Annotated in this window: 23 protein-coding genes; 10 read left to right on the top strand and 13 right to left on the bottom strand. The window is 69.2% G+C overall.

The genetic code is table 11. The features are described from left to right. The first annotated feature begins 1 nt into the window (after position 1). Positions 2–88, top strand: a complete 87-nt coding sequence (locus ACI3KU_RS17820) for an IS3 family transposase (protein ID WP_404921683.1) — start codon at positions 2–4, stop codon at positions 86–88. Between the two features lie 70 nt (positions 89–158). Here the strand turns inward: ACI3KU_RS17820 and ACI3KU_RS17815 are convergent, their stop codons facing one another. Beyond that, positions 159–1,760, bottom strand: coding sequence for a LuxR C-terminal-related transcriptional regulator (locus ACI3KU_RS17815; protein WP_404923674.1), 1,602 nt, complete (start codon positions 1,758–1,760; stop codon positions 159–161). Between the two features lie 146 nt (positions 1,761–1,906). Here ACI3KU_RS17815 and ACI3KU_RS17810 point away from each other — a divergent pair, with 146 nt between their 5' ends. Further along, positions 1,907–2,500: a hypothetical protein gene (locus ACI3KU_RS17810; protein WP_404923673.1), complete on the top strand. Its 594-nt coding sequence runs from the start codon at positions 1,907–1,909 to the stop codon at positions 2,498–2,500. A 178-nt stretch (positions 2,501–2,678) separates the two neighbouring features. Here ACI3KU_RS17810 and ACI3KU_RS17805 read toward each other — a convergent pair whose 3' ends face one another. Then, positions 2,679–3,269: a hypothetical protein gene (locus ACI3KU_RS17805; RefSeq protein ID WP_404923672.1), complete on the bottom strand. Its 591-nt coding sequence runs from the start codon at positions 3,267–3,269 to the stop codon at positions 2,679–2,681. 288 nt (positions 3,270–3,557) lie between these two features. Between ACI3KU_RS17805 and ACI3KU_RS17800 the strand changes: the two genes are divergently transcribed. The 3 genes from ACI3KU_RS17800 (at position 3,558) to ACI3KU_RS17790 (ending at position 7,150) form a co-directional block, all read left to right on the top strand. Beyond that, the gene (locus tag ACI3KU_RS17800; RefSeq protein WP_404923678.1) at positions 3,558–4,706 is read left to right on the top strand and encodes a glycosyltransferase; all 1,149 of its coding nucleotides are present in this window, start codon (positions 3,558–3,560) and stop codon (positions 4,704–4,706) included. A 2-nt stretch (positions 4,707–4,708) separates the two neighbouring features. Next, positions 4,709–5,968, top strand: coding sequence for a glycosyltransferase (locus ACI3KU_RS17795; protein WP_404923677.1), 1,260 nt, complete (start codon positions 4,709–4,711; stop codon positions 5,966–5,968). Positions 5,969–6,187: 219 nt separating this feature from the next. Then, a complete protein-coding gene (locus tag ACI3KU_RS17790; RefSeq protein WP_404923671.1) occupies positions 6,188–7,150 on the top strand; it encodes a helix-turn-helix domain-containing protein in 963 nt (320 codons plus the stop codon). A gap of 33 nt (positions 7,151–7,183) precedes the next feature. Here ACI3KU_RS17790 and ACI3KU_RS17785 read toward each other — a convergent pair whose 3' ends face one another. The 8 genes from ACI3KU_RS17785 to ACI3KU_RS17750 form a co-directional block, all read right to left on the bottom strand. After that, a complete protein-coding gene (locus ACI3KU_RS17785; protein WP_404923670.1) occupies positions 7,184–8,011 on the bottom strand; it encodes an energy-coupling factor transporter transmembrane component T family protein in 828 nt (275 codons plus the stop codon). Then, positions 8,008–9,747 carry an ABC transporter ATP-binding protein gene (locus tag ACI3KU_RS17780; protein ID WP_404923669.1) on the bottom strand — a complete coding sequence of 580 codons (1,740 nt, stop codon included), beginning with the start codon at positions 9,745–9,747 and terminating at the stop codon, positions 8,008–8,010. Before ACI3KU_RS17780 ends, ACI3KU_RS17785 begins: the two co-directional genes overlap by 4 nt. Before the next feature lie 93 nt (positions 9,748–9,840). Further along, positions 9,841–10,341: a GNAT family N-acetyltransferase gene (locus tag ACI3KU_RS17775; RefSeq protein WP_404923668.1), complete on the bottom strand. Its 501-nt coding sequence runs from the start codon at positions 10,339–10,341 to the stop codon at positions 9,841–9,843. Continuing rightward, positions 10,334–10,885 (bottom strand): ECF transporter S component, encoded by a 552-nt coding sequence (locus ACI3KU_RS17770; protein ID WP_404923667.1) that lies wholly within the window; start codon positions 10,883–10,885, stop codon positions 10,334–10,336. The genes ACI3KU_RS17775 and ACI3KU_RS17770 overlap by 8 nt, the downstream gene beginning before the upstream one ends. A 44-nt stretch (positions 10,886–10,929) precedes the next feature. After that, complete coding sequence (locus ACI3KU_RS17765; protein WP_404923666.1) at positions 10,930–11,925, bottom strand: pirin family protein; 996 nt, start codon at positions 11,923–11,925, stop codon at positions 10,930–10,932. Next, on the bottom strand, positions 11,922–12,236 hold the full coding sequence (locus ACI3KU_RS17760; protein WP_404923665.1) for a GNAT family N-acetyltransferase: 315 nt from the start codon (positions 12,234–12,236) through the stop codon (positions 11,922–11,924). The genes ACI3KU_RS17765 and ACI3KU_RS17760 overlap by 4 nt, the downstream gene beginning before the upstream one ends. A gap of 23 nt (positions 12,237–12,259) precedes the next feature. Beyond that, complete coding sequence (locus ACI3KU_RS17755; RefSeq protein WP_404923664.1) at positions 12,260–12,634, bottom strand: GNAT family N-acetyltransferase; 375 nt, start codon at positions 12,632–12,634, stop codon at positions 12,260–12,262. A gap of 214 nt (positions 12,635–12,848) precedes the next feature. Then, a complete protein-coding gene (locus tag ACI3KU_RS17750; protein WP_404923676.1) occupies positions 12,849–14,015 on the bottom strand; it encodes a benzoate/H(+) symporter BenE family transporter in 1,167 nt (388 codons plus the stop codon). 56 nt (positions 14,016–14,071) lie between these two features. Here ACI3KU_RS17750 and ACI3KU_RS17745 point away from each other — a divergent pair, with 56 nt between their 5' ends. From ACI3KU_RS17745 to recQ, 3 genes are all read left to right on the top strand, one after another. After that, on the top strand, positions 14,072–14,986 hold the full coding sequence (locus ACI3KU_RS17745) for a GNAT family N-acetyltransferase (RefSeq protein ID WP_404923663.1): 915 nt from the start codon (positions 14,072–14,074) through the stop codon (positions 14,984–14,986). Between the two features lie 72 nt (positions 14,987–15,058). Further along, positions 15,059–15,583, top strand: a complete 525-nt coding sequence (locus ACI3KU_RS17740) for a DUF1697 domain-containing protein (protein WP_404923662.1) — start codon at positions 15,059–15,061, stop codon at positions 15,581–15,583. Positions 15,584–15,751: 168 nt separating this feature from the next. Then, entirely contained in the window at positions 15,752–17,695 is a 1,944-nt protein-coding gene (gene recQ, locus ACI3KU_RS17735; RefSeq protein ID WP_404923675.1) for a DNA helicase RecQ, read from the top strand. A 249-nt stretch (positions 17,696–17,944) separates the two neighbouring features. On the opposite strand, the gene ACI3KU_RS17730 is transcribed toward recQ, so the two are convergent. After that, complete coding sequence (locus ACI3KU_RS17730; RefSeq protein ID WP_404923661.1) at positions 17,945–19,201, bottom strand: TetR/AcrR family transcriptional regulator; 1,257 nt, start codon at positions 19,199–19,201, stop codon at positions 17,945–17,947. A 214-nt stretch (positions 19,202–19,415) separates the two neighbouring features. Here ACI3KU_RS17730 and ACI3KU_RS17725 point away from each other — a divergent pair, with 214 nt between their 5' ends. Both ACI3KU_RS17725 and ACI3KU_RS17720 read left to right on the top strand, forming a co-directional pair. Beyond that, positions 19,416–21,506 (top strand): acyl-CoA dehydrogenase, encoded by a 2,091-nt coding sequence (locus ACI3KU_RS17725; RefSeq protein ID WP_404923660.1) that lies wholly within the window; start codon positions 19,416–19,418, stop codon positions 21,504–21,506. Between the two features lie 123 nt (positions 21,507–21,629). Continuing rightward, the gene (locus ACI3KU_RS17720) at positions 21,630–21,893 is read left to right on the top strand and encodes a DUF6458 family protein (protein ID WP_404923659.1); all 264 of its coding nucleotides are present in this window, start codon (positions 21,630–21,632) and stop codon (positions 21,891–21,893) included. Positions 21,894–22,009: 116 nt separating this feature from the next. Here ACI3KU_RS17720 and ACI3KU_RS17715 read toward each other — a convergent pair whose 3' ends face one another. After that, complete coding sequence (locus tag ACI3KU_RS17715; RefSeq protein WP_404923658.1) at positions 22,010–23,029, bottom strand: Gfo/Idh/MocA family protein; 1,020 nt, start codon at positions 23,027–23,029, stop codon at positions 22,010–22,012. Then, the gene (locus tag ACI3KU_RS17710; protein WP_404923657.1) at positions 23,026–24,024 is read right to left on the bottom strand and encodes a Gfo/Idh/MocA family protein; all 999 of its coding nucleotides are present in this window, start codon (positions 24,022–24,024) and stop codon (positions 23,026–23,028) included. The genes ACI3KU_RS17715 and ACI3KU_RS17710 overlap by 4 nt, the downstream gene beginning before the upstream one ends. Between the last annotated feature and the right edge of the window lie 72 nt (positions 24,025–24,096).

Below are 24,096 nucleotides of genomic sequence, written 5' to 3'. Positions count from 1 at the left end.
CATCCGCTGGTACAACAACGACCGCATCACAGAACGACTCGAGGGCCTGAGCCCGGTGCAATACCGGATCCAGACCCTCGCCGCCTAGGCTTTACCTAAACCAGTCCAACAAACACGGACCAGTTCATACGTCGACCCGCCCTCTCGCGTGCTCGGGTTCACTCCCGAAGCAGCCACCGGTGCGCCAATGCCAGCCTGGTGGGCACCTCGCAGCGCAGCATCACCTGGGTGAGGTGGGCCTCCACCGCCTTGCTGCTCACGCCCAGCACCTCTGCGATCGCGGCGTTCGTGATCCCCGTGCTCATCAGTTCCGTGACCGTGCGCTGTCGTGCGGTCAGCTCCGGGAGCGGGCGGCGCTCACCGGTGGCCCCCGCAGCGCTGAGGAGTGCGACACGACCCGACGAGCCGAACGCGGACATCGCGCGCGCGAGGTGGCGATGCACGGTGGAGCGTTCCAGATGCAGACGGTCGGAGATGGCGTCCTCGTCGTGCCCGGCGCGCAGCAGATCGAGCACCTCGCGCTCTCGGGGCGAGAGACCGACCCAGGCGGTCGGCGGTGGGGGAAGGCGGCGGTGAGCCGCGGCCAGCACACGCGCCGCGCGCTCGCGCAGCGCGTGTTCGCCGGCGGCGTCGGCCGCGCGTACCTCGTCGCGAAGCAGGCGTGCTGCCGCGGGGAGGTCGGCGTGCAGCAGAGCGCGCGCCGCGATGATACGCGCGTCCCCGTGTTCGAGGCGGCGTTCCGCGGCGCCGGCAAGCTCGGCGGAAGCCTCGGCGACGGTGGCTGCCTGGACGGTGTCACCGCGATGAAGCAGGATCCGGGCGCGGGTGCGCAGCAGGGTGGGCAGCGTCACGAGCGCGGTGTGATCGAGGTCGGCGAGCAGCAGCTCGCCGCGGATGATCTCGCGCTCGTCGTCCCGGGAGATCGCGTCGGCGACGAGCAGATCCACCGCCATCGCCCGGTCCGCGGCGGCGAGCAGGCTGAGGTCGCGATGACCTCCGGCGCGCCGCGCCAGAGATGCCGCCCCCGCTTCGTCGCCCGCCGCTGCGGCAGCGTATGCCGCCAGCATCAGCGCACCCCGGCCGGGGAACGTCGTGTCATCCAGTCCCAGGGCGAGCAGGGCGTCGATGGCGTCGCGAGCGGTAGCGACATCGCCGGCCATCGCAGCCACCAATGCCTCGCAGGCGAGCGGCCAGAGTAGAAGGTGGTGTCGCTCGCCGGCTTCGCGCAGCCCGGGCAGCATGACTCTGGCCTGGTCGATGCGACCCGAGAAGATCGCGACTCGGACGCAGACGCCGTGCAGCGGAACCTCCAGCACGCTGTTCCGCCAGCGCGCCGACTCGGACGGGTCGGGGACCACGGCCTGTGCGATGTCCAATCGCCCGATCATGAGCGCACTATCGGCGAGGAACGCGCGCGCCAGCGTGGACACTGCGTTTTGGGGTTGGGGTTGGTTCGCGACGTCCGTGCCCGCGGCGATGATCGTGTCGCGATCGGGAACCTCCACGTCCGCTGCGCCACCTGCGCGGGCCCAGAGGGTCGCGGCCATCGCCATGGCCCGCTCCTGGGGGTCGCGCGCTGACGCCTGCGCTCGGCGTGCGAAGAGAGCGCACGCCGCATAGTCGGCGCTCCAGTACGCGGCGAACGCGCGCATGGCGTCGGCGGTCGACCCATGCTCGCTCGCGAGGATGGCGGCCGCGGCGTCGGCATCATCGGTCACGATCGCGGTACCCGCCGCCGCGATCAGCGCGCGTCTGTCCATGGCGCGACAGTATCCCGTCCGCATCCCGTCCGTGCGGTATGCACCCCGCATCGCGACGGAGAAGTTACCCCGATTCCCCATGGTGCGGGAGGTGCCCGCCGAGGATCATGGCTCCCGTCCCGTCGCCTGTTTCCGAGGAGCTGCCCATGTCCCGCTTCGGCATCGCCGCGTCAATCCTTCTCGGCGCGACACTGGTCCTCACCGGCTGCGGGGCCGGTTCGTCGACCGAGGAGACGACGGAGGAAGTGACCACCGCCACAGACCCGACCACCGCCACGGATCCGACCACCGCCACGGATCCGACCACCGCCATGGATGAACCACGCGTGTTCGACGAGGACATCTGCCCGCTGCTGGGGGCGGACAAGCTCACGGAGATCTTCGGTGAGACGGTCACCACCGAGCATCTCATCGGGATCTCCTGCCAGTACACCACCGCGAGCGGCGGCAGCGCCTCGCTCAACGTGCAGGAGGGAACCGAGGGGACATTCAACGAGGTCTCCTATGGCTCGCGCTCCCTGCTTGCCGACCAGACGCCGCGTCCGCTGTCCGGGTTCACCGGTCAGGCCGTGGTGTTCGCCAGTACGGTGTCGGGAACGGAGATGCCCATCGCGGTCGCGATCGTGGAGTTTCCCACCTATGTCGTCAGTACCGACATCTCCGTCGCGGGGGATGTGGAGGCGCAGGCGCGCATCGCCGAGGCGCTGCTGCGCGCGGGACTCGACGCCGGGCTCGGCTGAGCTTCTCAGCTGCGGTGCTCAGCCCGCGGTGCTCAAGACGGAGTGCTCAGGCGGAGTGCTCAACTGCGGTGCTCAGGCGCGGTGCTCAAGACGGAGTGCTCAGGCGGAGTACTCAAGACGGAGTGCTCAGGCGCGGTGCTCCGGGAGAGTGCTCAGTTGCGGTGCTCGGCTACGGTGCTCAGGCGGGCGGCAGGCGCAGCACGCCCGCGGATTCGCCGACGGTGAGGTCGTCTACGAGCCGCAGCTCGCGAGCCAGCGCATCCAGATCACCCAACACCGTGCGGAATCGATTCGCGTCGCCGGCGATCGCGGTGACCTCCACCAGGTGCGTGCCGAGGTCGAAGCTGTAGCTCACGAACGGCGGATTGTCCCCACCGGGGGTGTCCATGATCAGGCGCTCGCCCACCCCGAACGTGGGGTGCGGGAACGACTCCGTGTCGTCGTACTCCATCGGGCGCATGGCACGCGCGGTGCGCGCCTGCGCAGTCGCCTCCTGCAGCGTCGCCATCGCGACGATCAACTCGGGGTCGTCCTTCCACACCCACACCAGCACGCGACCCGCCGCTTTGCGCATGAGCAGCGGTGCGGCCTGACTCATCGCCCACGCGGTGAACCGGCCGCCACCACGCTGCTCGATGCCCATCGAGCGGTTCATCTGGGCCATCAGCATGCGGATGGCCTGCTTGCGATGACGCCGCCCGCGCAGCCCGAAGGACTCGGTGACGGGGACCCAGCGCGTGGCATCGGCTTCGGCGTACAGGCGTGGCATGAACACAGGCTAGGCGATCGGCTCCTCCCCAGGCTGTGCGTCCCGTGCGGGGTTGCGCCACCTGTACGTCCGCTCCCGGTTGGCGCGCAGGTCAGCGGGTACAGTGGGGGGCGCGACTGCGGCCACTCGACCGCAGAGAATAGGCGACCCCCACCCGTGACCGAACCCGCGACCCCCGCACCCGAGGGCTCCGCTTCCGACGGCACCACGCCCGTGAGTCCCGCGCCGGGCGCAGACGCAGATGCGCGCGACGGCGCCATCCGCACGGATCGACCACTGCGCATCGTGATGGGTGCCGACACCTTCTCTCCCGACATCAACGGCGCCGCGCGCTTTGCCGAACGCCTGGCTGCCGGTCTCACCGAGCGCGGCCACGACGTCCACGTGATGGCTCCGGCAACCGCGTACCGCCGCAGCGCGCCGCACCTCGAGACCATCGAGGGGGCGGAGCTCACCATGCACCGCCTGCCGTCGCTGCGGTGGCCGCCGCATGACTGGCTGCGCTTCGTCTGGCCGTGGCGCTCGCGCCACTATGCGCGTCAGGTGCTGGACTCGGTCAAGCCCGATGTGGTGCATATCCAGTCGCATATCGTCATCGGTCGTGGTCTCGCTCGCGAGGCCCGCAAGCGCGGCATCCCGGTCGTGGCCACCAACCATGTGATGGCCGAGAACATCCTCGACTTCACGACGCTGCCGCCGCTGCTGGACAAGATCGTCCTCAAGTTCGCCTGGGACGATGCGCGTCGCACGTTCACCATGACGCGCGCGGTCACCACGCCCACCCGCAAGGCGGCCGACTTCCTCGAGCGCACCGCTGGGCTGACGGGCGTGATCCCGATCAGCTGCGGCATCGATCGTCGCTTCTACTCGCCTGACCTCACGCCGCGCACGGAGAATCGTCTGCTCATCGTGGGGCGCCTGACGTCGGAGAAGCAGGTCGATGTGACCCTCCGTGCCATCGCGCGCCTCGATCCGAAGCTGCGCGTCGCCGTGGACATCGTCGGCGGCGGCGATCAGCGTCACAATCTCGAGACGCTAGTCAGCGAACTCGGGCTGGAAGACGTCGTCACGTTCCACGGTCACGCCACGGACGAGGAGCTGCGGGCGCTCTACTCCCGCGCGAGCCTCTACGTCATCGCCTCGATCGCCGAGCTGCAGTCCATCTCCACCATGGAGGCGATGGCGTCGGGTCTTCCGGTGGTCGCGGCTGATGCCATGGCGCTGCCGCACCTCGTGCACGACGGCGAGAACGGCTATCTGTTCCCGCCGGGCGATGTCGAAGCCGCGCGCGACCGGATCACGCGAGTGCTGACCGCATCTGCCGAGGAGCGGCTGCGCATGCAGCAGGCATCCCTGGACGGCGTCTCCATTCACGACATCAACCGCACCCTCGACACGTTCGAGGCGCTGTACCGCGGCGAGCCCATCCCGGAGTGACGATGCACATCGTCTTCTTCGGCGACCAGCACGTGGAATCCTCCGGCGGCGCCCAGGTGTCGATGAGGCTGCAGCGTCAGTTCCTGGAGCGGGCCGGTCACACCGTGACGGTGGTGGTTCCGCGTATGCACGGCCGGGACTTCGCCGACCCCGCCTACGTCGAGCTGCCCTCGATTCCCATCCAGCTCGACCGCGAGTACTCGATGACCTGGCCGGGCGCGCGGACGGATGCCTTCGTGGATCGGGCGCTTGCGCAGCGGCCCGCTGTGGATGTCGTGCACGTGCAGGCCGACTTTTGGGGCGCATTCGTCGGCCACCGCTTCGCGCGTCGACACGGGCTTCCCGTCGTTCACACGATGCACAACCGCGTCGACGTCGGCATTCAAGCGGTCACGCCGCTGGCACCGGTGGTGCTCGCGGCGCTGGTGCGATGGCAGCGGTGGATGCTGCCGTCGCGGGATGGCACGGGGGTTCGCGAGAACAGCCCGGGGGACGCCGGTGCCCGCGATGGTGCTCGTGGCCCCGCGGGGACTGGGGTGTCGCGGGAGTCCGCGGGGTGGCGTTTTCTTGCCGGGATCTCCGCTGGTTCGGCTGCCGTGACGTCACCGTCCGCGCATTTCGCTCGTCGGCTCGAGCAGCATGGCGTGTTCCGACCGGTCGATGTGGTCTGGAACGGCATCGATGACGCCGTGTTGGATGCTGCGCTCGCGACACGCGCTCCGCGCGCCGCTGGGCTGCCGCGGTTCGTCTGGGTGGGTCGGATGAGTCCCGAGAAGCGGCTGCTGCCGTTCCTGGAGGCCGTGGCCGAATCGGGGATCCGCGCGGAGGTCGAGATCATCGGCGGCGGGGCGCAGCGACGGGCAGCCGAGCGGCTGGTGGCGCGGCGAGCACCGCGGGCCCACGTCGGATTCCTCGGCCGGCTGGCCTATCGCGAAACGCTCGCTCGTCTCGCGGCCGCCGATGCCGTGGTGCAGACGTCGGTCGGGTTCGAGACGCAGGGGATGACGCCGTTCGAGGCCGCCGCGCTGGGTACTCCGGCTATCGTGAGCGACCCCGATATCGCGGCCGAGCTGGAATCCGGCTTCTGGCCCGTGGCGGAGCCGCTGTCGACATCGGCGTTGGCGCAGGCGCTGCGTGCTGCCGCGGACGATATCTCCGCGGGTCGCGCCGTGGCCGTGAACGCGGACATCGCCGAACGATTCCGGCAGTCCTCCCGCACCGCGGCGATGCTCGGGATCTACACCCGCGTCGTTTCTGCGTAGGCGCCTCCTCCGCGATTCAGGGGAGCCGTGTGGGATCGGTCGGCACGGCACGGTGGCCGTCACGGGGAAGCTGGCGCACGGTGCCCACAACACCGGCGACAGAGAGGGCGAGGATGATGAGGAGAAAGGTCATGGCAGAAAGGCTATGATCGTGGCTATTCGGTCACGAGTGGCTGAATAACAATCATTCAAACGAATTCTGCCAAAGAGCGGAGAAGTATGAGCGAGTACATCCGACGAGTGGTCGCGCTGGTCGAGCCGGGCTTCACGCCGTTCGAGTTCGGCATCGCCTGCGAGGTGTTCGGCCTCGATCGCACGGACGACGGCGTGCCCAGCTTCGACTTCCGGGTGGCGACCTCCGTTCCCGGGCCCGTGGCCACCAGCATCGGGCTCACGATGAATGTCGAGCACGGCCTCGACGTGGTGGAAGAGGCCGATGTGCTGGTCGTGTTGCCCGTGCCCCGAGTCACGTGGGGCGACGCTCCCGCGGAGGTGGTCGAGGTGATCCGTGCCGCCGTCCAACGCGACGCGTGGATCGTGGGTGTCTGCAGCGGCACGTTCCGCCTGGCCGCCGCAGGAGTTCTCGACGGGCTGCGCGCCACCACGCACTGGATGTACGCCGAGCATCTCGCGCGGCTGCATCCGAGCATCGATGTGGATCCCGATGCCCTCTACGTTCAGCAGGAGCGCATCATCACGAGCGCCGGAACCGCTGCCGGTATCGACGCCTGCCTGCACCTGCTGCGCCAGACGATCGGTGCGGAGCTGACCAACACCGTCGCGCGTCGCATGGTGGTGGCCCCGCAGCGTGACGGCGGCCAGGCGCAGTACATCTCTCGTCCGATCCCTCCGTCGGCCGAGCTCTCGCTCGCGCCCGTCGCGGAATGGGCCATCGACAACCTGCACGACGACATCAGCGTGGCGTCCCTTGCGGCGCGTGCCCATATGTCGGATCGCACGTTCGCCCGACGCTTCGTCGGCGAGTACGGCACCACGCCCGCCGCCTGGATCATCCGGCAGCGCGTCGGCCTCGCCCAGCGTCTGCTGGAGCAGACCGACGACGACATCGAGTCGGTGGCGAACCGTGCCGGCTTCGGATCGGCCGCCGTGCTCCGGCAGAACTTCTCCCGCACTGTCGGCACCACCCCCACCGCCTACCGCCGCCGCTTCTCCCGCATCTGATCCCCGAGACTTCCGTCTGTGGTGGTTGCCGCGTCAGACGAGGGCGGCGGCGATGAAGATCGCGGCGCACATGAGGGTGAACACGACGAGGAACGCCGTGTCACGGGTGTGCCAGGGGACGAGGTGGCGCTCGGTGCGCGTGGGATGGGCACCGAAGGCACGGGAGTCCATGGCGAGCGCAACGCGCTCGGCATGGCGGATCGCCCCTGCCATCAGGGGCAGCACATAGCCCCACCCACGCACAAACGCCGCGAACGGACCGCCGCCCGCGTTGCGACCGCGCACCCGGTGTGCGGCACGGATGACACCGAGTTCGTGGCGGAAGCGGGGGATGAAACGGTAGGCGGCGAGAGCCGTGTATCCGATCCGGTAGGGCAGCCGCAGGTGCTGAACCGCCGAGCGCACGAGGTCCGGACCGGTGGTCGCGGCGCCGCAGATCAGCGCCAGGATCAGCATCGCCGACAGCCGCAGCGAGCTGGCCAGGCCCGCGAGCAGCGCGCCCGAGTACAGGTGCCACGAACCGATCGATACGACCGGCTCGCCGATGCTCTCCAGAGTCCCCGGATCCGTCCACAGTGCGAGGCCCACCGCCAGCAGAGCGATCGCGACGGGGGCGAGCAGCAGCAGAAGCACGAGACCGCGTGACAGACGCTGGCCGGTCAGCAGGATCAGATAGGTCAGCACGATCAGCGCCGCAGGCGTCGCGATGTCACGCACGAACAGCAGGCCGATGATCGGCAGGATCGGAGCCGCGAGCTTCGCCAGCGGGTTGAGGTGGTGAAGATATCGCCACGTGGGTGCGGGATCGCCCGCGAGATACGGATCGGTGGCGATGCCTCCGGTGATGGGCGCGGCGGTCACGAGCCGACTCCATCGTGCCTGCGGTCCGCCCGCATCCCGGCCCCCGCCGCGGACAGCAGATCCGCCATGCCCCACACATGTCCGTATCCCGGAACCGCACGCACGGCCGCGGGCAGCGCCGGCAGTCGGAGGCCGGTGGTCTCCAGAAGCTCGTCGTCGTCGAACACCTCGCGCGCGCCGCCCGTGGTGAGGACACGACCGCCGTGCACCACCACCACGTGTGTGGCGCGATCAGCTACCAGCTGCATGTCGTGGGTGACGATGATCACCGTGGTCCCCGCGGCGTTCAGCTCGTCGAGCAGGTCGAGCAGTTCGCCCGCGCGAGCGCGATCCTGACCGAAGGTGGGTTCATCCAGTACGAGAACGGGAGCGGCCGACATCAGCGCGGTGCCCACCGACAGCCGCCGCTTCTGTCCGCCCGACAATAGGAACGGATGGATCTCGCCCTTGTCGGCCAGCCCGAACCGCCCCAGAACATCGGTGACGCGCTCGCGAACCTCCGACTCCGGAAGCTTCAGCTGCCGCAGCGCATAGGCGAGTTCGTCGTACACGGTGGGCGCGATGAACTGGTGCTCCGGGTTCTGGAACACGAAGCCGACATGCTGCGACAGGACCCGCGCCGAGGCGCGGCCTGCGTCGATGCCGTCGATGCGGATCGTGCCTCTCGGCGGGCGCACGACCCCGGCCAGCGCCTGCACCAGCGTGGTCTTGCCCGCCCCGTTGCCGCCGACGACAGCCGTGAAGGAGCCGCGCGGGATGCGGAAGGAGACGTGATCGAGCGCTCGCTGACCACCGCGCAGCACGGTGAGCCCGCTCACCTCGACGATCGCGTCGGCATCGGCGATCCCCGAGAGCGTCGACGTCGACGGATCGGCGTCGGGCAGCGCAGCTCGCAGTTCATGAGCATCCAGTGGCAGGTCGCCCGAGAGCACACCGGATTCGCGGAGGTGGAGGCCGGCCAGGGTGGGAGTGGGAAGCCAGACGCCGAGGGCCGCGAGGTCGTGCGCGTGCTCGCGCAGCACATCGGCCGTGGGGCCGTCGAAGGCGATCCGTCCCGCCGCGTCGAGCACGATGATGCGCGACGCGAAGCCGATCGCCTCGTCCAGGTTGTGCTCCACCAGCAGGATGGATCGATCGCCCTCGGCGACGATCTCGGCCAGCAACGCGTAGACCTCCTCGACTCCGGCGGGGTCGAGGTTGGCGGTGGGTTCGTCCAGCACCATGAGGGGTGAGCCCATGGCCAGCGCACACGCGATCGCGAGACGCTGGCGCCCTCCACCGGAGAGCGTGTCGGGATTGTCCTGACGGCGATGCCACAGGTGCACTCGACGCAGCGCGCGCTCGGCTCGCGCCAGAACCTCATCGACCGGGACCAGGAGATTCTCGGGACCGAACGCCACCTCGTCCAGCACCGTGCCGGTGACGAGCTGCGCGTCGGGATCCTGGAACACCATCGAGATGTGGGAGGAGAGCTCGGCTGGAGTGACGGCCGCGGCGTCCCGCCCCTGCACCGTCACTGACCCTGTCACCTCGGCGGGGATGTCGTGCGGAATGAGTCCGTTCAGCGCGAGCGCCAGTGTGGACTTCCCCGACCCGGACGGCCCGAGCAGCAGCACGACCTCGCCCGTGCGGATATCGAAGGAGACCCCGTTCGGCGCCGGGGCGGCGTTGCCGTCGTGCAGGATCGACAGATCGCGTACCCGCAGCAGCGGGGGATCGGCGGCGTCGAGGGGCACGGTATCCAGTCCGGGATGGGTAAGGCTTACCTCACAACGCTATCGCCCCGCGCTGAGCGTTGCCAGGTTGACAGATCCCGCAACACCAGAGGTTCAGAGCGCGAGTGACATCTGCACCCGCGGGCCGATGTCGGTGAGACCGAGCGACGTCTCGATGTCGATGAGCTCGCGAAGGAAATCCGTGTCGGGCTCCGCCACCACGAATCCGGCGGACGCGTAGAACGGCGCATTGAACGGCACCTCAGCGAACGTCCGCAGCGTCATCAGGGCGTGACCGCGCGCGCGAGCGTCGTCGATCGCCGCCGTCAGCAGTGCGCGTCCGATGCCCGCGCCGGCGTGTGCCGGCAGCACGGACAGCTGCTCGAGGTGGGCGTGGTCGTCGATCTCCATCACGTGCGCGAAGCCGACCGGCTCGCCGTCGATCTCGGCGATCAGGGCGAACCCGGGCAGCGCGAGTCGGACGTCGCCCGGCTCGACCTCGGGCCAGGACGGCGGCGCCAGCAACTCGACGAGCAGAGCGTCCGCCGCCTCCTCGATGCGCGTGAGGTCATCCGCATCCGGGGTGAAGGCGCGCCGGATCAGGGCGTCAGCCACGGTGCGTCCTCGTGAGTCCGGCGCGGCCCAGCGCGCGTCCGACGGCGACGGCCACCAGCGACCACACGACGCCGCCGATGATGGTGAGCGCCACGGAGAGGATCGTCCCCCACCAGGGCAGGTGCTTCATGCCGATGATGAGACCGGCGGTGAGTCCGAGGATCACACCGAGAATCGCTCCCCCGGAGCACAGCCAGCCCGCGCTCCAGCGGCGGTAACGGCCGATGGCCGCCCACCCCTCCTGCACGCCACCCATGATGACGACCGCGGCGAGGTAGCTGCCGATGAACGCCGGCTGGGTGGCCGAGGCGACGAGCGCCGCGAGCAGATGGGTGATCAGCGCCACCCAGCGCTCGCGCAGCACAGCCTGTGCCAGCACTCCCGGAAGGGCGTGCGCGGTGAGGACGATTCCGTACAGCACGGGGGCCACGATGATCGTCGGCCCGCTCAACGCTCCGGCCAGCGCAGAGACGAGTCCGGTCACCACGCCGATAGCGGCACAGATCAGCAGGACGCGCGTGGAGATGCGCTGTTTCGGGCTCACTGATCCAGGTTAGTGCACCCTCACCTGGCCCCGACCGGAGAAAATCACGGGCGCCGCTTGCGCGGTGTGAGGCGCACGTTCGGCATCGGCGGGGCCGGCACACGCTCCGCGCCGTGGCCGGCGATCCGTCCGCCGAAACGCGGGTCCTCGTTCGCCCAGTCCGCCTGCGCCTGCGCGATCTCTTCGTGCGTGCGCCCCACGAAGTTCCACCACATGACGAGCTCCGCCTCGAACGGCTCGCCGCCGATGAGGAACAGCGTGGTGTCCTGCTCTGCCGCCACGTCGATCCCGTCGCGACCGATCCCGAGGTACAGCAGCTGATCCGGCGCGGCAACCGTGGTCGGGCCCGCCTCGACGATCACCTCGCCGGTGACGGGGATGATCGCGTACTCCCACGCTGTCTCCAGCGGCAGTCGCACGCGTCGTCCGGCGGGGAGGCGAACCTCCGCACCCACGATGGGGGTGTAGACGCTCGCGGGTGAGTCCACCCCGGCGAACGTGCCGAGCACGACGGTGACGACCGCGGTGGACTCATCGCCCGTGCCGTGATCGTCGGCTGCCAGATGCACCTGCGGCAGATCGTCGTGCTTCTCGAACGCGGGCTCGCCGTGGCGACGCGAATCCGGAAGCGCCACCCACAGCTGCAGTGCGTCGAGCACCATGGCGTCCTCGCCCACCGAGTACTCGGAGTGCGCGATGCCGCGCCCGCTGGTCATGAGGTTGAGAGAGCCCCGCGTGATCACGACGTCGCTGCCGAGCACGTCGCGATGGCGGATCTCGCCGGAGTACGGCCAGGTGACCGTCTGCAGTCCGATGTGCGGATGCGGCTCGACTCGCATCACCGCCGACTGCGGGCCGAAGCGGTCCAGGAAGCACCAGGCACCGACCGTGGGCAGCGGGCGCTGGGGCAGCGCTCGCCGCACCTCCATGGCGCGCAGGCCGCCGAGCGGAACCTCACGAGCGTCGTACAGATCGGCGCGCGGGCCGTCACACGACACCGGTGTCTCTGCCTCCTCCGGTGCGGCATCCAGTCGGCTCATGAGGCGTCGCCGCGGAATTCGACCGTGAGGCCGGGCACCTCGTACTTGCGCAGATAGTGCGCCACCACCGGGCACAGCGGAACGACCGTGCCGCCCTGCGCGGCCACATCGGTCATCGCTGCGGCGACGAGGCGGGTGGCGAGTCCGCGACCCTCGAAAGCGGGATCGATCAGCGTGTGCGGGAAGACCAGTTTGCCGTCGCGCGTGGTGACGAACTCCGTGAATCCCGCGAGGTCATCGCCCACGCGAATCTCGTAGCGACCCTCGCCCTCGTTGCGGGTGACGGTGATCTCGTCCGTGATGTCCGACATGTGCTTCCTTCCGGCAGATGGTGTCAGCCTTGCACCGAAGGCGAATCCGCGCCACCGGACTGCTTCGCGGCGTGTTCGGCCGCGTGGGCGGCGGCCTGCTCCGCCGTCGGGAACTCGACGACGAGTCCCGGGATCTCGTGCTTGCGCAAGTACGCCACCACGAACGGGCAGCGCGGCACGGCGATGCGGCCCTGGTCGGCCACATCGCGAACGGCCGCGTCGATCAGCCGTGATCCGAGGCCCCGGCCACCGTAGGCCGGGTCGATCTCGGTGGCGGGGAAGAGCACCTTGCCGGTGGGGGTGTCGCGAAATTCCGCCCAGCCTGCGAGCGCACCGTCCACGTGGATCTCGTACCGCTGGCGGTCATCGGCGCGCGTGATCTCGATCTGCTCGGTCATGATTCTCCCGTCGTTTCGGGAGTCAACTCGCGCCATGCCGGGAATGTTCCCGACGCCGCTCGGGTGCTGCTGACGGTCTGGGAGATGAAAAGCGCAGCTCCCCGGGCGCTCAGAGCGGCGATTTCTATCTTCGAGCCCACGCGGCGAATGCCCGGGGCGCGCCCACCGGGGAGCATGCCCGACGTCGTGCTCCTGGTAATCGCGCCGCTGTGGGTCAGCGCCGTCGCAAGATGAGATGCAGAACAAGGCCAACCAGCAGAGCCCAGAACGCCGCCGCGATGCCGAAGGGGGCGATGCCCGATGCTGCCACGATGAACGTCACCGCGGCGGGGATGCGCAACTCCGGTTCGAGGATCGCCTGATGAACGGCGGAGGCGAACGACGCCACCAGGGCGAGCCCGGCGACGGCGGCGATCACGCCCGCGGGGGCAAGCACCACCAGAGCAGCGAAGACAGCGGAGGCGGCTCCCAGCACCAGGTATCCGACGCCCGTGGTGACGCCCGCGATCCACCGGCGTGACGCGTTCTCCCCGGCTTCCTCGCTCGCCGCCAGCGCCGCACTGATGGCCGCGAGGTTGATGGCATGTCCGCCCGCCGGTGCGCCGATGATGGTGCCGATGCCGGTAGTGATCATCGCGGACCGCCAGGGCACCTCGTACCCGTACGAGCGCATGATCGCCACACCGGGGATGTTCTGCGAAGCCATCGTCACGATGAACAGCGGCAGCGCGATCCCGATGACCCCGCCCACGGTGAATGCGGGGGTGACGAACTCGAAGCGCGGCAGCAGCGTCGCGGGGTCTACGGCGGACCCCGTCTGCACGATGCCGATCACCACGACCACCGCAGCCGTGCCGAAGGCGAGTGGGACCGCCCAGCGGGGGAGGAACCGCAACCCGAGCAACCACACCACGATGACGGGCAGCACACCCCAGGGATTCGTGACGGCCCCGGTGACCGGGGCAACGCAGAGGGGGAGCAGCACCCCGGCGAGCATCGCCTGCGCCAAGGGGGTCGGAATCCTTGTGACGAGGGAGCCGAGGAAGGGCCAGATCCCGGTCACCACGATGAGCAGCCCCGTGACGATGAACGCGCCGATCGCCGCGGGCCAGCCACCATCCACCGCACTCGCTCCGGCGAGCAGCGCGGCACCGGGCGTGGACCACGCGGAGGTCATCGGCATCCGCGTGCGCAGACTGAGCAGGATGCAGGCGAGCCCCATCGTGATGCTCAGCGCGAGCAATCCGCTGGCCGCCTGGGTATCCGAAGCTCCGACCGCATGCAGGCCGGTGAGCACCACGGCGAAGGACGACGTGAAGCCGACGAGAGCCGTGACGATGCCCGCCACGATCGGTCGTGTTCTGTCCCCCGTCGCGCGCACATTCACATCGCGATCGTAACGGGCGCGACTCCGCCGGGCGCGCGTAATGTGAGGCCATGTACACGCTCGTCCGGCTTCCTTCCCCGTCCCCTGCGGCCATCGCGGAACTGGCCGATCGACGAGCGGCTGCCTATGCGCACGCCGGGGTGATCGCCGACGAAGCCGAATTCGCCGAGCAGCAGCGTCAGCTCATCACCCGATTGTTCAGCGCGAGCGGTGATGGAGTTCTGCTGGGAGACGTGGCCGGGGAGCTCGGCGAGGTGGTCATCGCGCAGTCCGGCGACACCTGCGAACTCGTCGCGACCACGGTGGAGGATCCCGCGCACGCGGTCGGTGGTCTCGATGGACTGCGCGCCTGGGCCCGGCGCGCAGGCGCCACGCGCATCCGAGTGAACCGCCTCACGGGAGATCCGATCACCCAGGCGCTGCGCGCCGACGACGAGTCGATCGTGGCGACGAACATGCGGATCGCGCTGGACGGCCCCTCGCGCGCCGACGGGCGCGTCACGCTGTCGCCGTTCACGGATGCCGAGTATGACGAGTGGGTCGCCGATGCCGTGGCCGAATATGCGCGGGAGCGGGCGGATGCGGGGGCGGAGGATCTCCCTGCCGCACTCGAAGTGGCTCGCGAGTCGTTCGCCCAGCTGCTTCCGGCGGGGCGCCTGACCGAGGGGCAACAGCTGCTCACGGCGCGCGACGGCGACGTGCGCGTGGGCATGGTGTGGATCGCCGATCGCGGGGGACAGGCCTTCATCTACGACATCATCGTGTCGCCGGAGCACCGCAGGCAGGGCTACGGGTCCTCGATCATGCGGGCGTCGGAGGATGTGGCACGCGACAGGGGCGCGGCTCATCTCGCCCTCAACGTGTTCGGGCACAACGTGGGCGCCCGGGCGCTGTACGACGGATTGGGGTACGAGATCACCCTGGAGAACATCGTCATCCCGGTGGTGACAGCCGGAGCTCTCTGACATGATCGCGTTCCTGCGGGCCGTGAATGTGGGTGGGCGGACGTTGTCGGAGGCGGATGGCAGGATCGGTCCATGACCGACATGATCGCGTTCCCGCGGGCCGTGAATGTGGGTGGGCGGACGTTCTCCGCGGCCGATATCCGTCGCGTCGTCGGCGAACTCGGTTACACGGATGTCGCGACGCACATCAACACGGGGAACGTGTTCCTGCGTGCCGACGATGACCCTGCGGGCGTGAGGGCGGCGCTGGAGCGTGCCTTCGAGGACGATCGGGGATTCGCGGTGCCGGTGATGCTGTTCACCGCCGACGAATACCGGGAGGTGGCGTCCGCGGTCGAGGAGCTGGACGAGCCGACGCTGCACCGCCACTACGTCTACCTGCGCGGCGAGCCGCTCGACGCGGACACGGCGCTGCGGGTGGAAGCGCTCTCGGATGAGCGCAACCGCATGGTGGTGCGCGGTCGTTCCATCCATGCTCTGTTGGGCGAGGGTTACACACCGGGACAAGTGGATCCGCTGCGCGCGGCGAAGCTGCTGGAGCCTGCCACCAATCGCAACGCCAACACGATTCGCACGATCGCCCGCAAGTGGCTCTGATCCTCCCCAGCCGATGCACGGCGGAAGTTCATCCCCGACCGGAGTTCTCCGGACTCGCTGTCGGAGGGCGTCGGTAGACTCGCGGGGGTGAGCTCCTCGGCCTTCTCCCATCCCGCCTCCCGTTCCGGTGCGGACGCCGACCAGCCCCCGTACGACCCCTACGACGACATTCCGTACGACGAGGAGCCGCCGTACGATCCGTACGACGAGCCGCCCGTCGATCTTGACTTCCTCGGCGGTCCGCCGGCTCCCACGGGATACGCGCCGCCTCCCGTCGCTGCGTCGAAATCGCGTCCGTCCCAGTACGCGTCTGCCCTCGAGGCGCTGCACACCGTGTATGGCTACGACGCGTTCCGCGGTGATCAGGGCGCCATCGTCCAGCATGTGATCGACGGCGGCGACGCGATCGTGCTGATGCCCACCGGTGGCGGCAAGTCGCTGACGTATCAGATCCCGGCGCTGGTACGCGAGGGGACCGGGCTCGTGGTCTCGCCCCTGATCGCCCTCATGCACGATCAGGTGGACGCGCTGCGCTCCAACGGCGTGCAGGCAGCGTTCCTGAACTCCACCCAGTCTCCGCAGGAGCGTCAGTCGGTCGAGCGCGCCTATCTCGCCGGTGAACTGGACCTGCTCTACGTCGCCCCGGAGCGGCTGTCGGGCCACGCCACCCGCGCGTTCCTGCAGCGCGGTGCGCTGAGCGTGATCGCCATCGACGAGGCGCACTGCGTCGCGCAGTGGGGCCACGACTTCCGTCCGGACTACCTGGCGCTGGAAGACCTCGCTGACGTGTTCCCCGGTGTTCCGCGGATGGCGCTCACCGCCACGGCCACGCGGGCCACGCATCGCGAGATCACCGAGCGACTGCGGCTGCCACGCGCCGAGCACTTCGTGGCGAGCTTTGACCGCCCCAACATCCAGTACCGCATCGAGGCGAAGATCGATGCGCGGCGTCAGCTGGTGCAGTTCATCCGCTCACAGCCCGAAGGATCCGCCGGCATCGTCTACGCCCTCAGCCGCAAGGCGGTGGAGCAGACCGCTGAGCACCTGCGCAAGCAGGGGATCGACGCAGTGCCGTACCACGCAGGTCTGCCCGCCGAGGTGCGCGCTGCCAACCAGTCTCGATTCCTCCGCGAAGACGGGGTCGTCGTGGTGGCCACCATCGCGTTCGGCATGGGCATCGACAAGCCCGACGTGCGCTTCGTCGCCCACATCGACCTCCCGAAGTCGGTGGAGGGGTACTACCAGGAGACAGGTCGGGCCGGCCGCGACGGCGACGATTCCCTGGTGTGGATGGCCTACGGGCTGGGTGATGTGGTGCAGCAGCGGCGCCTCATCGACCAGGGCGAGGGCGATCGCGCGCACAAGATTCGTCAGCAGCAGCACCTGGACGCGATGCTCGCGCTGTGCGAGACCGTGCAGTGTCGCCGCCAGAACCTGCTGGCCTACTTCGGGCAGGACTCCGAGCCCTGCGGCAACTGCGACACGTGCCTCACGCCGCCAGACACGTTCGAGGGGACCGTGGCCGCGCAGAAGCTGATGTCGACCATCGTGCGGCTCAAGCGCGAGCGCAACCAGGCGTTCGGCGCCGGTCAGCTCATCGACATCCTGCGCGGCTCATCCACCGATCGCATTCGTCAGTATCGTCATCACGAACTCGCCACCTACGGCATCGGTGCCGATCTGTCGGAGGCGGATTGGCGGTCGGTGGTTCGTCAGCTCCTGGCGCAGGGGCTTGTGGTGGCGCAGGGCGAGTACGGGACCCTCGCGCTGGGCGAGGGCAGTGCCGAGGTGATGCGTGGCGAGCGCGCGGTGCTGCTACGTCGCGATGTGCTCGGACGCACATCCAGCGCGGGTCGTGCCAAGAAGGCGTCGGCCGCCGACGAGCTTCCCGACGACGCTCGCGAGCTGTTCGAGGCGCTGCGCGCGTGGCGTGGGGCGCAGGCCCGGGAGCAGGGGGTTCCGGCGTACATCGTGTTCGGCGACGCGACGCTGCGCGCGCTGGCGGAGCATCGCCCGGCGTCGCTGGCAGACCTCGACGGCATCACCGGAATCGGTGCGAAGAAGCGCGACGCGTACGGCGAGGCAGTGCTGGCGGTCATCGCGGACGCGTGAAGGAGATCCTGGCCCGGCGGCGTTTCCCTCTTGGCAGGTTGCCAAGCGGTCGATATTATGTTTCCAAGCGGTCGGCTCTCGGGGGAGAGTAGGAAGCGGCATCGCACAACAGAAGATCGAGACTGCCCCTCCCGTCATGGGTGGGGTCGACGATAATGGCGCCGAACGAGTCGGGGGGCTCCGCTGCCATGCTTCTGCCGCGATGTGGCATCGCACCGCCAGGTCGAGCCCATTCGGGTGGCCGACGAATCAGGCGTTCGGACTCAGATCCGACGCCTGATTCGTCTCTCGGCCCTGCGCGGGAATCACGAGCAGTTCGTCCAGGTGCGCTGCGACCTCGCTCGCCACGTCGATCGACGCGTCGAAGCGCGAGACGATCAGCAGGCCCTCCCAGAGTGACACCAGGCGCACCGCCTCGGCGCGGGGGTCGCCCGTCTCGCGCATCTGCTGATTGAGCCCCGCATCGCGGAAAGCGGCCGTGCATTCGGAGACCAGTTCGGCGAAGTGATCGTGGAAGTCCGCGTGCAGCGGGTGTCCGACGCTGGAAGCCTCCGCACTCAGCACGACGTGCAGGCTCACGAAATCGGCCGCTTCGGTGCACACGGCCCGCCATTGGGCGGGGAGATGTCGCAGCCGATCGGCACCCTGGATCTGACGGGTCCCATCGGTGAGGGCATCGGTCATCTCGGCGCTGTGGCGGAGGACGGCGCGGACGAGCTCGTCCTTCGTGGCGTAGTGGTGGAACAGGGTGCCCTTGGCGATGCCGGCGGCGGCCGCAAATGCCTGCATGCTGGTGTCGCTGTAGCCGTGCGTCAACAGCAGAGACGTGGCCGCATCGATGATGCCACCCCGGCGAGAGGTGCCTGACGACAGGGCGCCGGCCGATGTCGACGCGCTCGTGACGTCGGATTCCTGACGGGGAGGCGCAGGGCGGCGCGTGCGGATGCTCTCGGCCCGAATGAGCTGGGGAGTGTGGACGATCTCCGGCAGGTACTGCTGCAGGAGCTGAGCTCCGTTCCACAGGGCGAGGAGGCGGACGGCCTGCGATGTGGTGGCGCGATCGGCCGCGACCACACCCTCGCCCACGCCGCGGTGCAATCCGGCGGCGACCGCCCCGAGTCGCATCTCGTAGGAGCGCCGGGCGGCATCATGGGCGGGGTGGCTGGGAGATGTGCCCTCGCCGACGAGGGCCGTGAACACCCGGAGGCGATCGGCGTCTCTGCTCGCCTCAACCGCGAGAGCCACCATCCACTCGTCGACCGTCATCTCGCCCCGGTCGGCGAGCGCAGCCAGAGTGTCGGCCTCATACTGCTCGTGAATGGCGAGGAGGATCTCGTCCTTCGACGCGAAGTGTCGTCGCAGAGCGGTGTGACTGATGCCCGCGCGAGCCGCGATATCGCGGAGGGATGCGGCGCGGTATCCCACGCTCACGAATACGTCAGTGGCCGCGTCGACGATCAGAGCGCGTCGTTGCGGCGCAGGAAGACGGGCGGTGGGTGGCGTCATCATGAGTGGGGTCGCGGCGGACTAGCCGACAGTCTAGTGGTCGGCGCGATCTCGGTTTTCGGGGCTGTGGATGTGTGGACCCCACAAACGCGACGTGAGACTGAGTGTCACGAAGTTGTACACTCAGTCCAACATGCTTGGAGGTCGGCAGACCTCGGCCTAGCGTGTTGGTGAGGTCCGCCGTGCGGACCGAGGACTCACACGAGGAGTATCGATGACTGATCCCGACGTGTACGTACACGCCGCAAATTCCCCCGCAGCGGGCGAGCCCCGTATCGACGTGGACCGCGTGACCGACATGCTCATGGGCACCTGGGCGGACGTTCGACGCCAGGCGCGCGAGCTGGTCAAGGACCCGGCGCTCTGGCGCGATGACAGCCTGGGCATGGCCGCGCACCGAGAGCGCGTTCTCGCGCAGCTGCACGTGCTGGTCGACAACAAGGCCGTGCACCGCGCGTTCCCCAAACGGCTCGGCGGCGGCGACGACCACGGCGGCAACATCGCGGGCTTCGAGGAGCTCGTGCTCGCCGACCCCAGCCTGCAGATCAAGTCGGGCGTGCAGTGGGGCCTGTTCGGTGCGGCGATCCTGCATCTCGGCACGGATGAGCACCACAGCGCCTGGCTTCCCGGCGCCATGGACATGTCCATCCCCGGTGCCTTCGCGATGACCGAGATCGGGCACGGCTCCGACGTCGCCTCGATCGGCACCACGGCCACGTACGACCCGGAGACGGAGGAGTTCGTCATCAACACGCCGTTCCGTGCGGCGTGGAAGGACTACCTCGGCAACGCCGCGAAGGACGGCATCGCCGCCACGGTGTTCGCGCAGCTGATCACCAACGGCGTCAATCACGGCGTGCACTGCTTCTACGTGCCGATCCGCGACGAGAACGGCCAGCTGCTGCCGGGCGTCTCCAGTGAGGACGACGGCCTCAAGGGTGGCCTCAACGGCATCGACAATGGTCGCCTCGCGTTCGACCACGTGCGCGTGCCGCGCACCAATCTGCTGAACAAGTACGGCGATGTGGCGGCCGACGGCACCTACTCCAGCCCGATCGCCAGCCCCGGACGACGCTTCTTCACCATGCTGGGCACGCTGGTGCAGGGGCGTGTATCGCTGGACGGCGCGGCATCCTGGGCGTCCGCGGTGGGCCTCACCATCGCGATCACCTACGCCACGCAGCGTCGCCAGTTCGATCAGGGATCGGGCACCGACGAGACCGTGCTGCTGGACTACGGCAAGCACCAGCGCCGACTGCTGCCGCGCCTGGCCACCACCTACGCGCAGATCTTCGCGCACGACGAGTTCCTGAAGAAGTTCGATGGCGTCTTCAGCGGTCGCGCCGCCAGCGACGATGACCGGCAGGACCTGGAGACACTCGCCGCTGCGCTCAAGCCGCTGTCGACCTGGCATGCGCTGGACACGCTGCAGGAGTGCCGCGAGGCCTGCGGTGGATCCGGTTTCATGTTCGAGAACCGCTTCACCGGCCTCCGCGCCGACCTCGACATCTACGCCACGTTCGAGGGTGACAACAACATCCTGCTGCAGCTGGTGGGCAAGCGACTGCTGACCGAGTACGGACAGCAGGTGGCGGGCAAAGACCCGAAGCAGCTGGCGGCGTTCGCGGTCGGGCAGACCGCGGGCAAGGTGTTCCACGGTGCGGGTCTTCGTCGTCTCGGCCAGGCGGTCGCCGACTTCGGTTCCACGGCGCGCTCGGTGGAGCTGGGCCTCCGCGGCGACGACCAGCACGAGCTGCTGCAGGAGCGCGTGCAGCAGATGGTGGCCGACATCGCGATGCGCATGCGTGGCGGCAAGAAGCTGAGCGCCGAGGAGAGCTTCGCGCTGTTCAGCGAGAACCAGACCGAGCTCATGGAGGCGGCACGCGCCCACGGTGAGCTGCTGCAGTGGGAGGCGTTCACCGACGCGCTGGCCACGGCACCCGACGACGGCACCCGTGAGGTGCTCACCTGGGTGCGCGACCTGTTCGGACTGGGTCTCATCGAGAAGCACCTGGCGTGGTACATCATCAACGGGCGTCTGTCGACGCAGCGCGCAGCGTCTGTCTCGCGCTACATCGATCGGCTCTGCGCGCGGCTGCGTCCCCACGCGCTGGATCTGATCGGCGCGTTCGCTTACGAACCCGAGCACCTGCGCGCTCCGATCGCCAGCGGCATCGAGCAGGTCCGTCAGGACGAGGCCCGTGCGTACTACGCCACCCTCCGCGCTTCGGGCGAGGCGCCGATCGACGAGAAGGTGCTGCACAAGCAGCAGAAGCAGGCGGCGAAGTCCGCCGCCCGCTCCTGAACCACGCCTGAACATGCCAGAACGAGGGTGGCCGCGCAAGGGGGGTGGCGCGCGGGGGTGCTCGGGCTAGCGTGACGAGTCGACCGCACGAGGGTCCGCCCGGGCCCGGATGAGGAGGCTCACATGAGTATCGGTTTCGGCATCTTCCTGTTCGTCGTCGGCGCCGTGCTGGCGTTCGCGCTGAACATCGAGGTCGACTGGATCGACCTGGATCTGGTCGGCTATCTGCTGATGGGCGCGGGAGTGGTGATCACGATCATCGGCATCGCGTTGCTGCTGCGTCGCCGTAGCACCCGCTCCGTGTCGAACACGACCGTCGACCCCGCCTCGGGTTCGCAGACCACCCGCCGCGAGACCTCCGCCCCCGACTCCCCCGACGTGATCTGACACCCTTCGCCGACGGGCTTCAACCCACCCCATGACCCGCGAGACTTCCGTCTGTGGGTGAGAATCACCGCAACGCGTGGATTGTCGCCCACAGAGGGAAGTCTCGCGGACTTTTGTTACGCGAGTTGGACGGGGGTGCCGGAGGAGGCGGCGGACGTGCGTGCGGCGGACACGATCTCCAGCGTGCGGATGCCGACGGCGGCGTCTGGCTGGGGCGTCCGATCCGTGCGCACGGCGTCGAGGAACTCCGCCAGCATCAGCGCATCGAGGTCGGCACCCACCGGAGTCCACGTCTCGCCGGCGGCGTCATGGCCGGCGACACCGCGGCGGAAGGGACTCACGGTCAGCGTGCCGAGCTCCAGCACGATCTGCAGCGTCAGGCCGCCCCACGTGGGCGAGCTCATCGGCCAGCTCCACGAGCAGTCGATGCTCGCGATCACACCGCTCGGGTACTGCACCGTGACGATTCCGCCCGTCTCGACCGCCAGCTCACGATCGGCGTGCAGGATGCGGTTCGAGACCGCGCGCACGGTGGCGGCGCGTTCGCCCAGCAGCTCGTCGATGAGGTCGGCGCAGTGCACCACGTGGTCCACGAGCGCGCCGCCGCCGGCGAGCTCCGGATCGGTGAACCAGGCGCGATCCTGCGGCAGCTTGCCGTTGTTGACCCCCGTGATGCTGAGCACGCGTCCGAGACGACCGCTGCGGATCTGCGCCAGCGCATCGCGGAACTCGGGAGCGAAGCGCACCGGGTAGGCGACCATCAGCAGCACACCGGCGGCAGCACAAGCGCCGCGCATCGCCTCGGCGTCGGCCACCGTGGTGGCCAGCGGCTTCTCGCACAGCACGTGGGCGTCGGCCTCCGCGGCGCGCAGCACCAGGTCTCGGTGGCGGGCGTTCTCCGACGCCACGACGACGGCATCGGGACCCCAGGAGAAAGCCTCGTCGTAGCTGTCGACGTACGTCACGCCCAGCTGTGCCGCGAGCTCCGCACCGCGCGGAGCATCGTCGGGTGCCGCGGCACCGTCGGGATCCGTGGCGATCAGCTCGATGTCGGGGTCCTGCAGCAGCGCGTGCACGTAGCTCAGAGCGTGCGTGTGAGCGAACGAGAGAACGGCGACCTTCAGGCGACGCGTCATGCGGAGACCTCCGTGAGGGTGACGGGCTGACCAGAGTGGATCGAGGCCATCGCGGCCTCAGCCAGGGCGACGGCGGCGATGCCGTCGGCGGGGGAGACGCGCGCGTCCTCGCCCGATCGGATCGCCGCCACGAACGCGGCGATCTCGGTGTAGTAGGGGCTCTCCTGTGCCGACATCGGCGGCATGTACCCGGCATCGTCGGCCACCGCGACGTCCGCCACGAGGGTGGCGTCGTCGCGGCTCGCGAAGCTCAGCCGACCCTCATCGCCGGCCACCTCGATCGAGGTGCGGAACGGCATGCCCGGGCTCAGCCAGGTGGCCTGCAAGTGCGAGAGGACGCCGTTCGCGTGCGTGAGCGTGACGTGGGCGGTCACCGGTACCGGCACCTGGCCGTCCACGCTCGCGGGGTGCTGCACCGCGTAGACCTCGGTGACGTCTCCCGCGAGCCACACGGCCTGGTCGAGGTCATGGATCATGAGGTCGCGCACGACCCCACCCCCTTTCGCCTCGTCGAAGAACCAGCGCGTCGACGGCGCCTGACCCATGCGGGTGAAGCGCTGCGTCGCCACCCGTCCGATGTGCCCCGCCCGCACCTGCTCGCGCAGCGCGTGGTACTCCGCGAAGTAGCGCACAACGTGTGCGGGGAACAGTCGAACTCCGGCGCGTTCGGCGGCGTCCGCGACCTCACGCGCATCTTCGGCGGTGGCGGCGAGTGGCTTCTCACAGATCACGTGCAGACCCGCGTCGATGGCGCGCAGCGCGATCTCGCGGTGGGTGCCGGACGGCGTGACGATGTCGACGATGTCGGCCTCGGCGAGCACCTCATCCAGCGTGGCGACGGCCGTGAAACCGTACGCGTCGGCGAGCTCCTGCGCGCCGACGACGGAGTGGACGAGCACACGCGCACCGAGCGCGCGCCAGGCGTCGGCGTGGACGGCGGAGATGCCGCCGGCGCCGATGAGGCCGACCGTGAGGTCGGGGAGGGGATGCGACATGGGGATCCTTCCGGTCAGTGGTGACGCTCAGCGGTCACGAGGGCTGCGTCATCGACGGGCGCGGGGATGGGA

It is taken from the genome of Microbacterium sp. ZW T5_56, from assembly GCF_044987425.1.
GTDB lineage: Bacteria > Actinomycetota > Actinomycetes > Actinomycetales > Microbacteriaceae > Microbacterium.
This window is presented reverse-complemented; position numbering and strand designations above follow the sequence as displayed.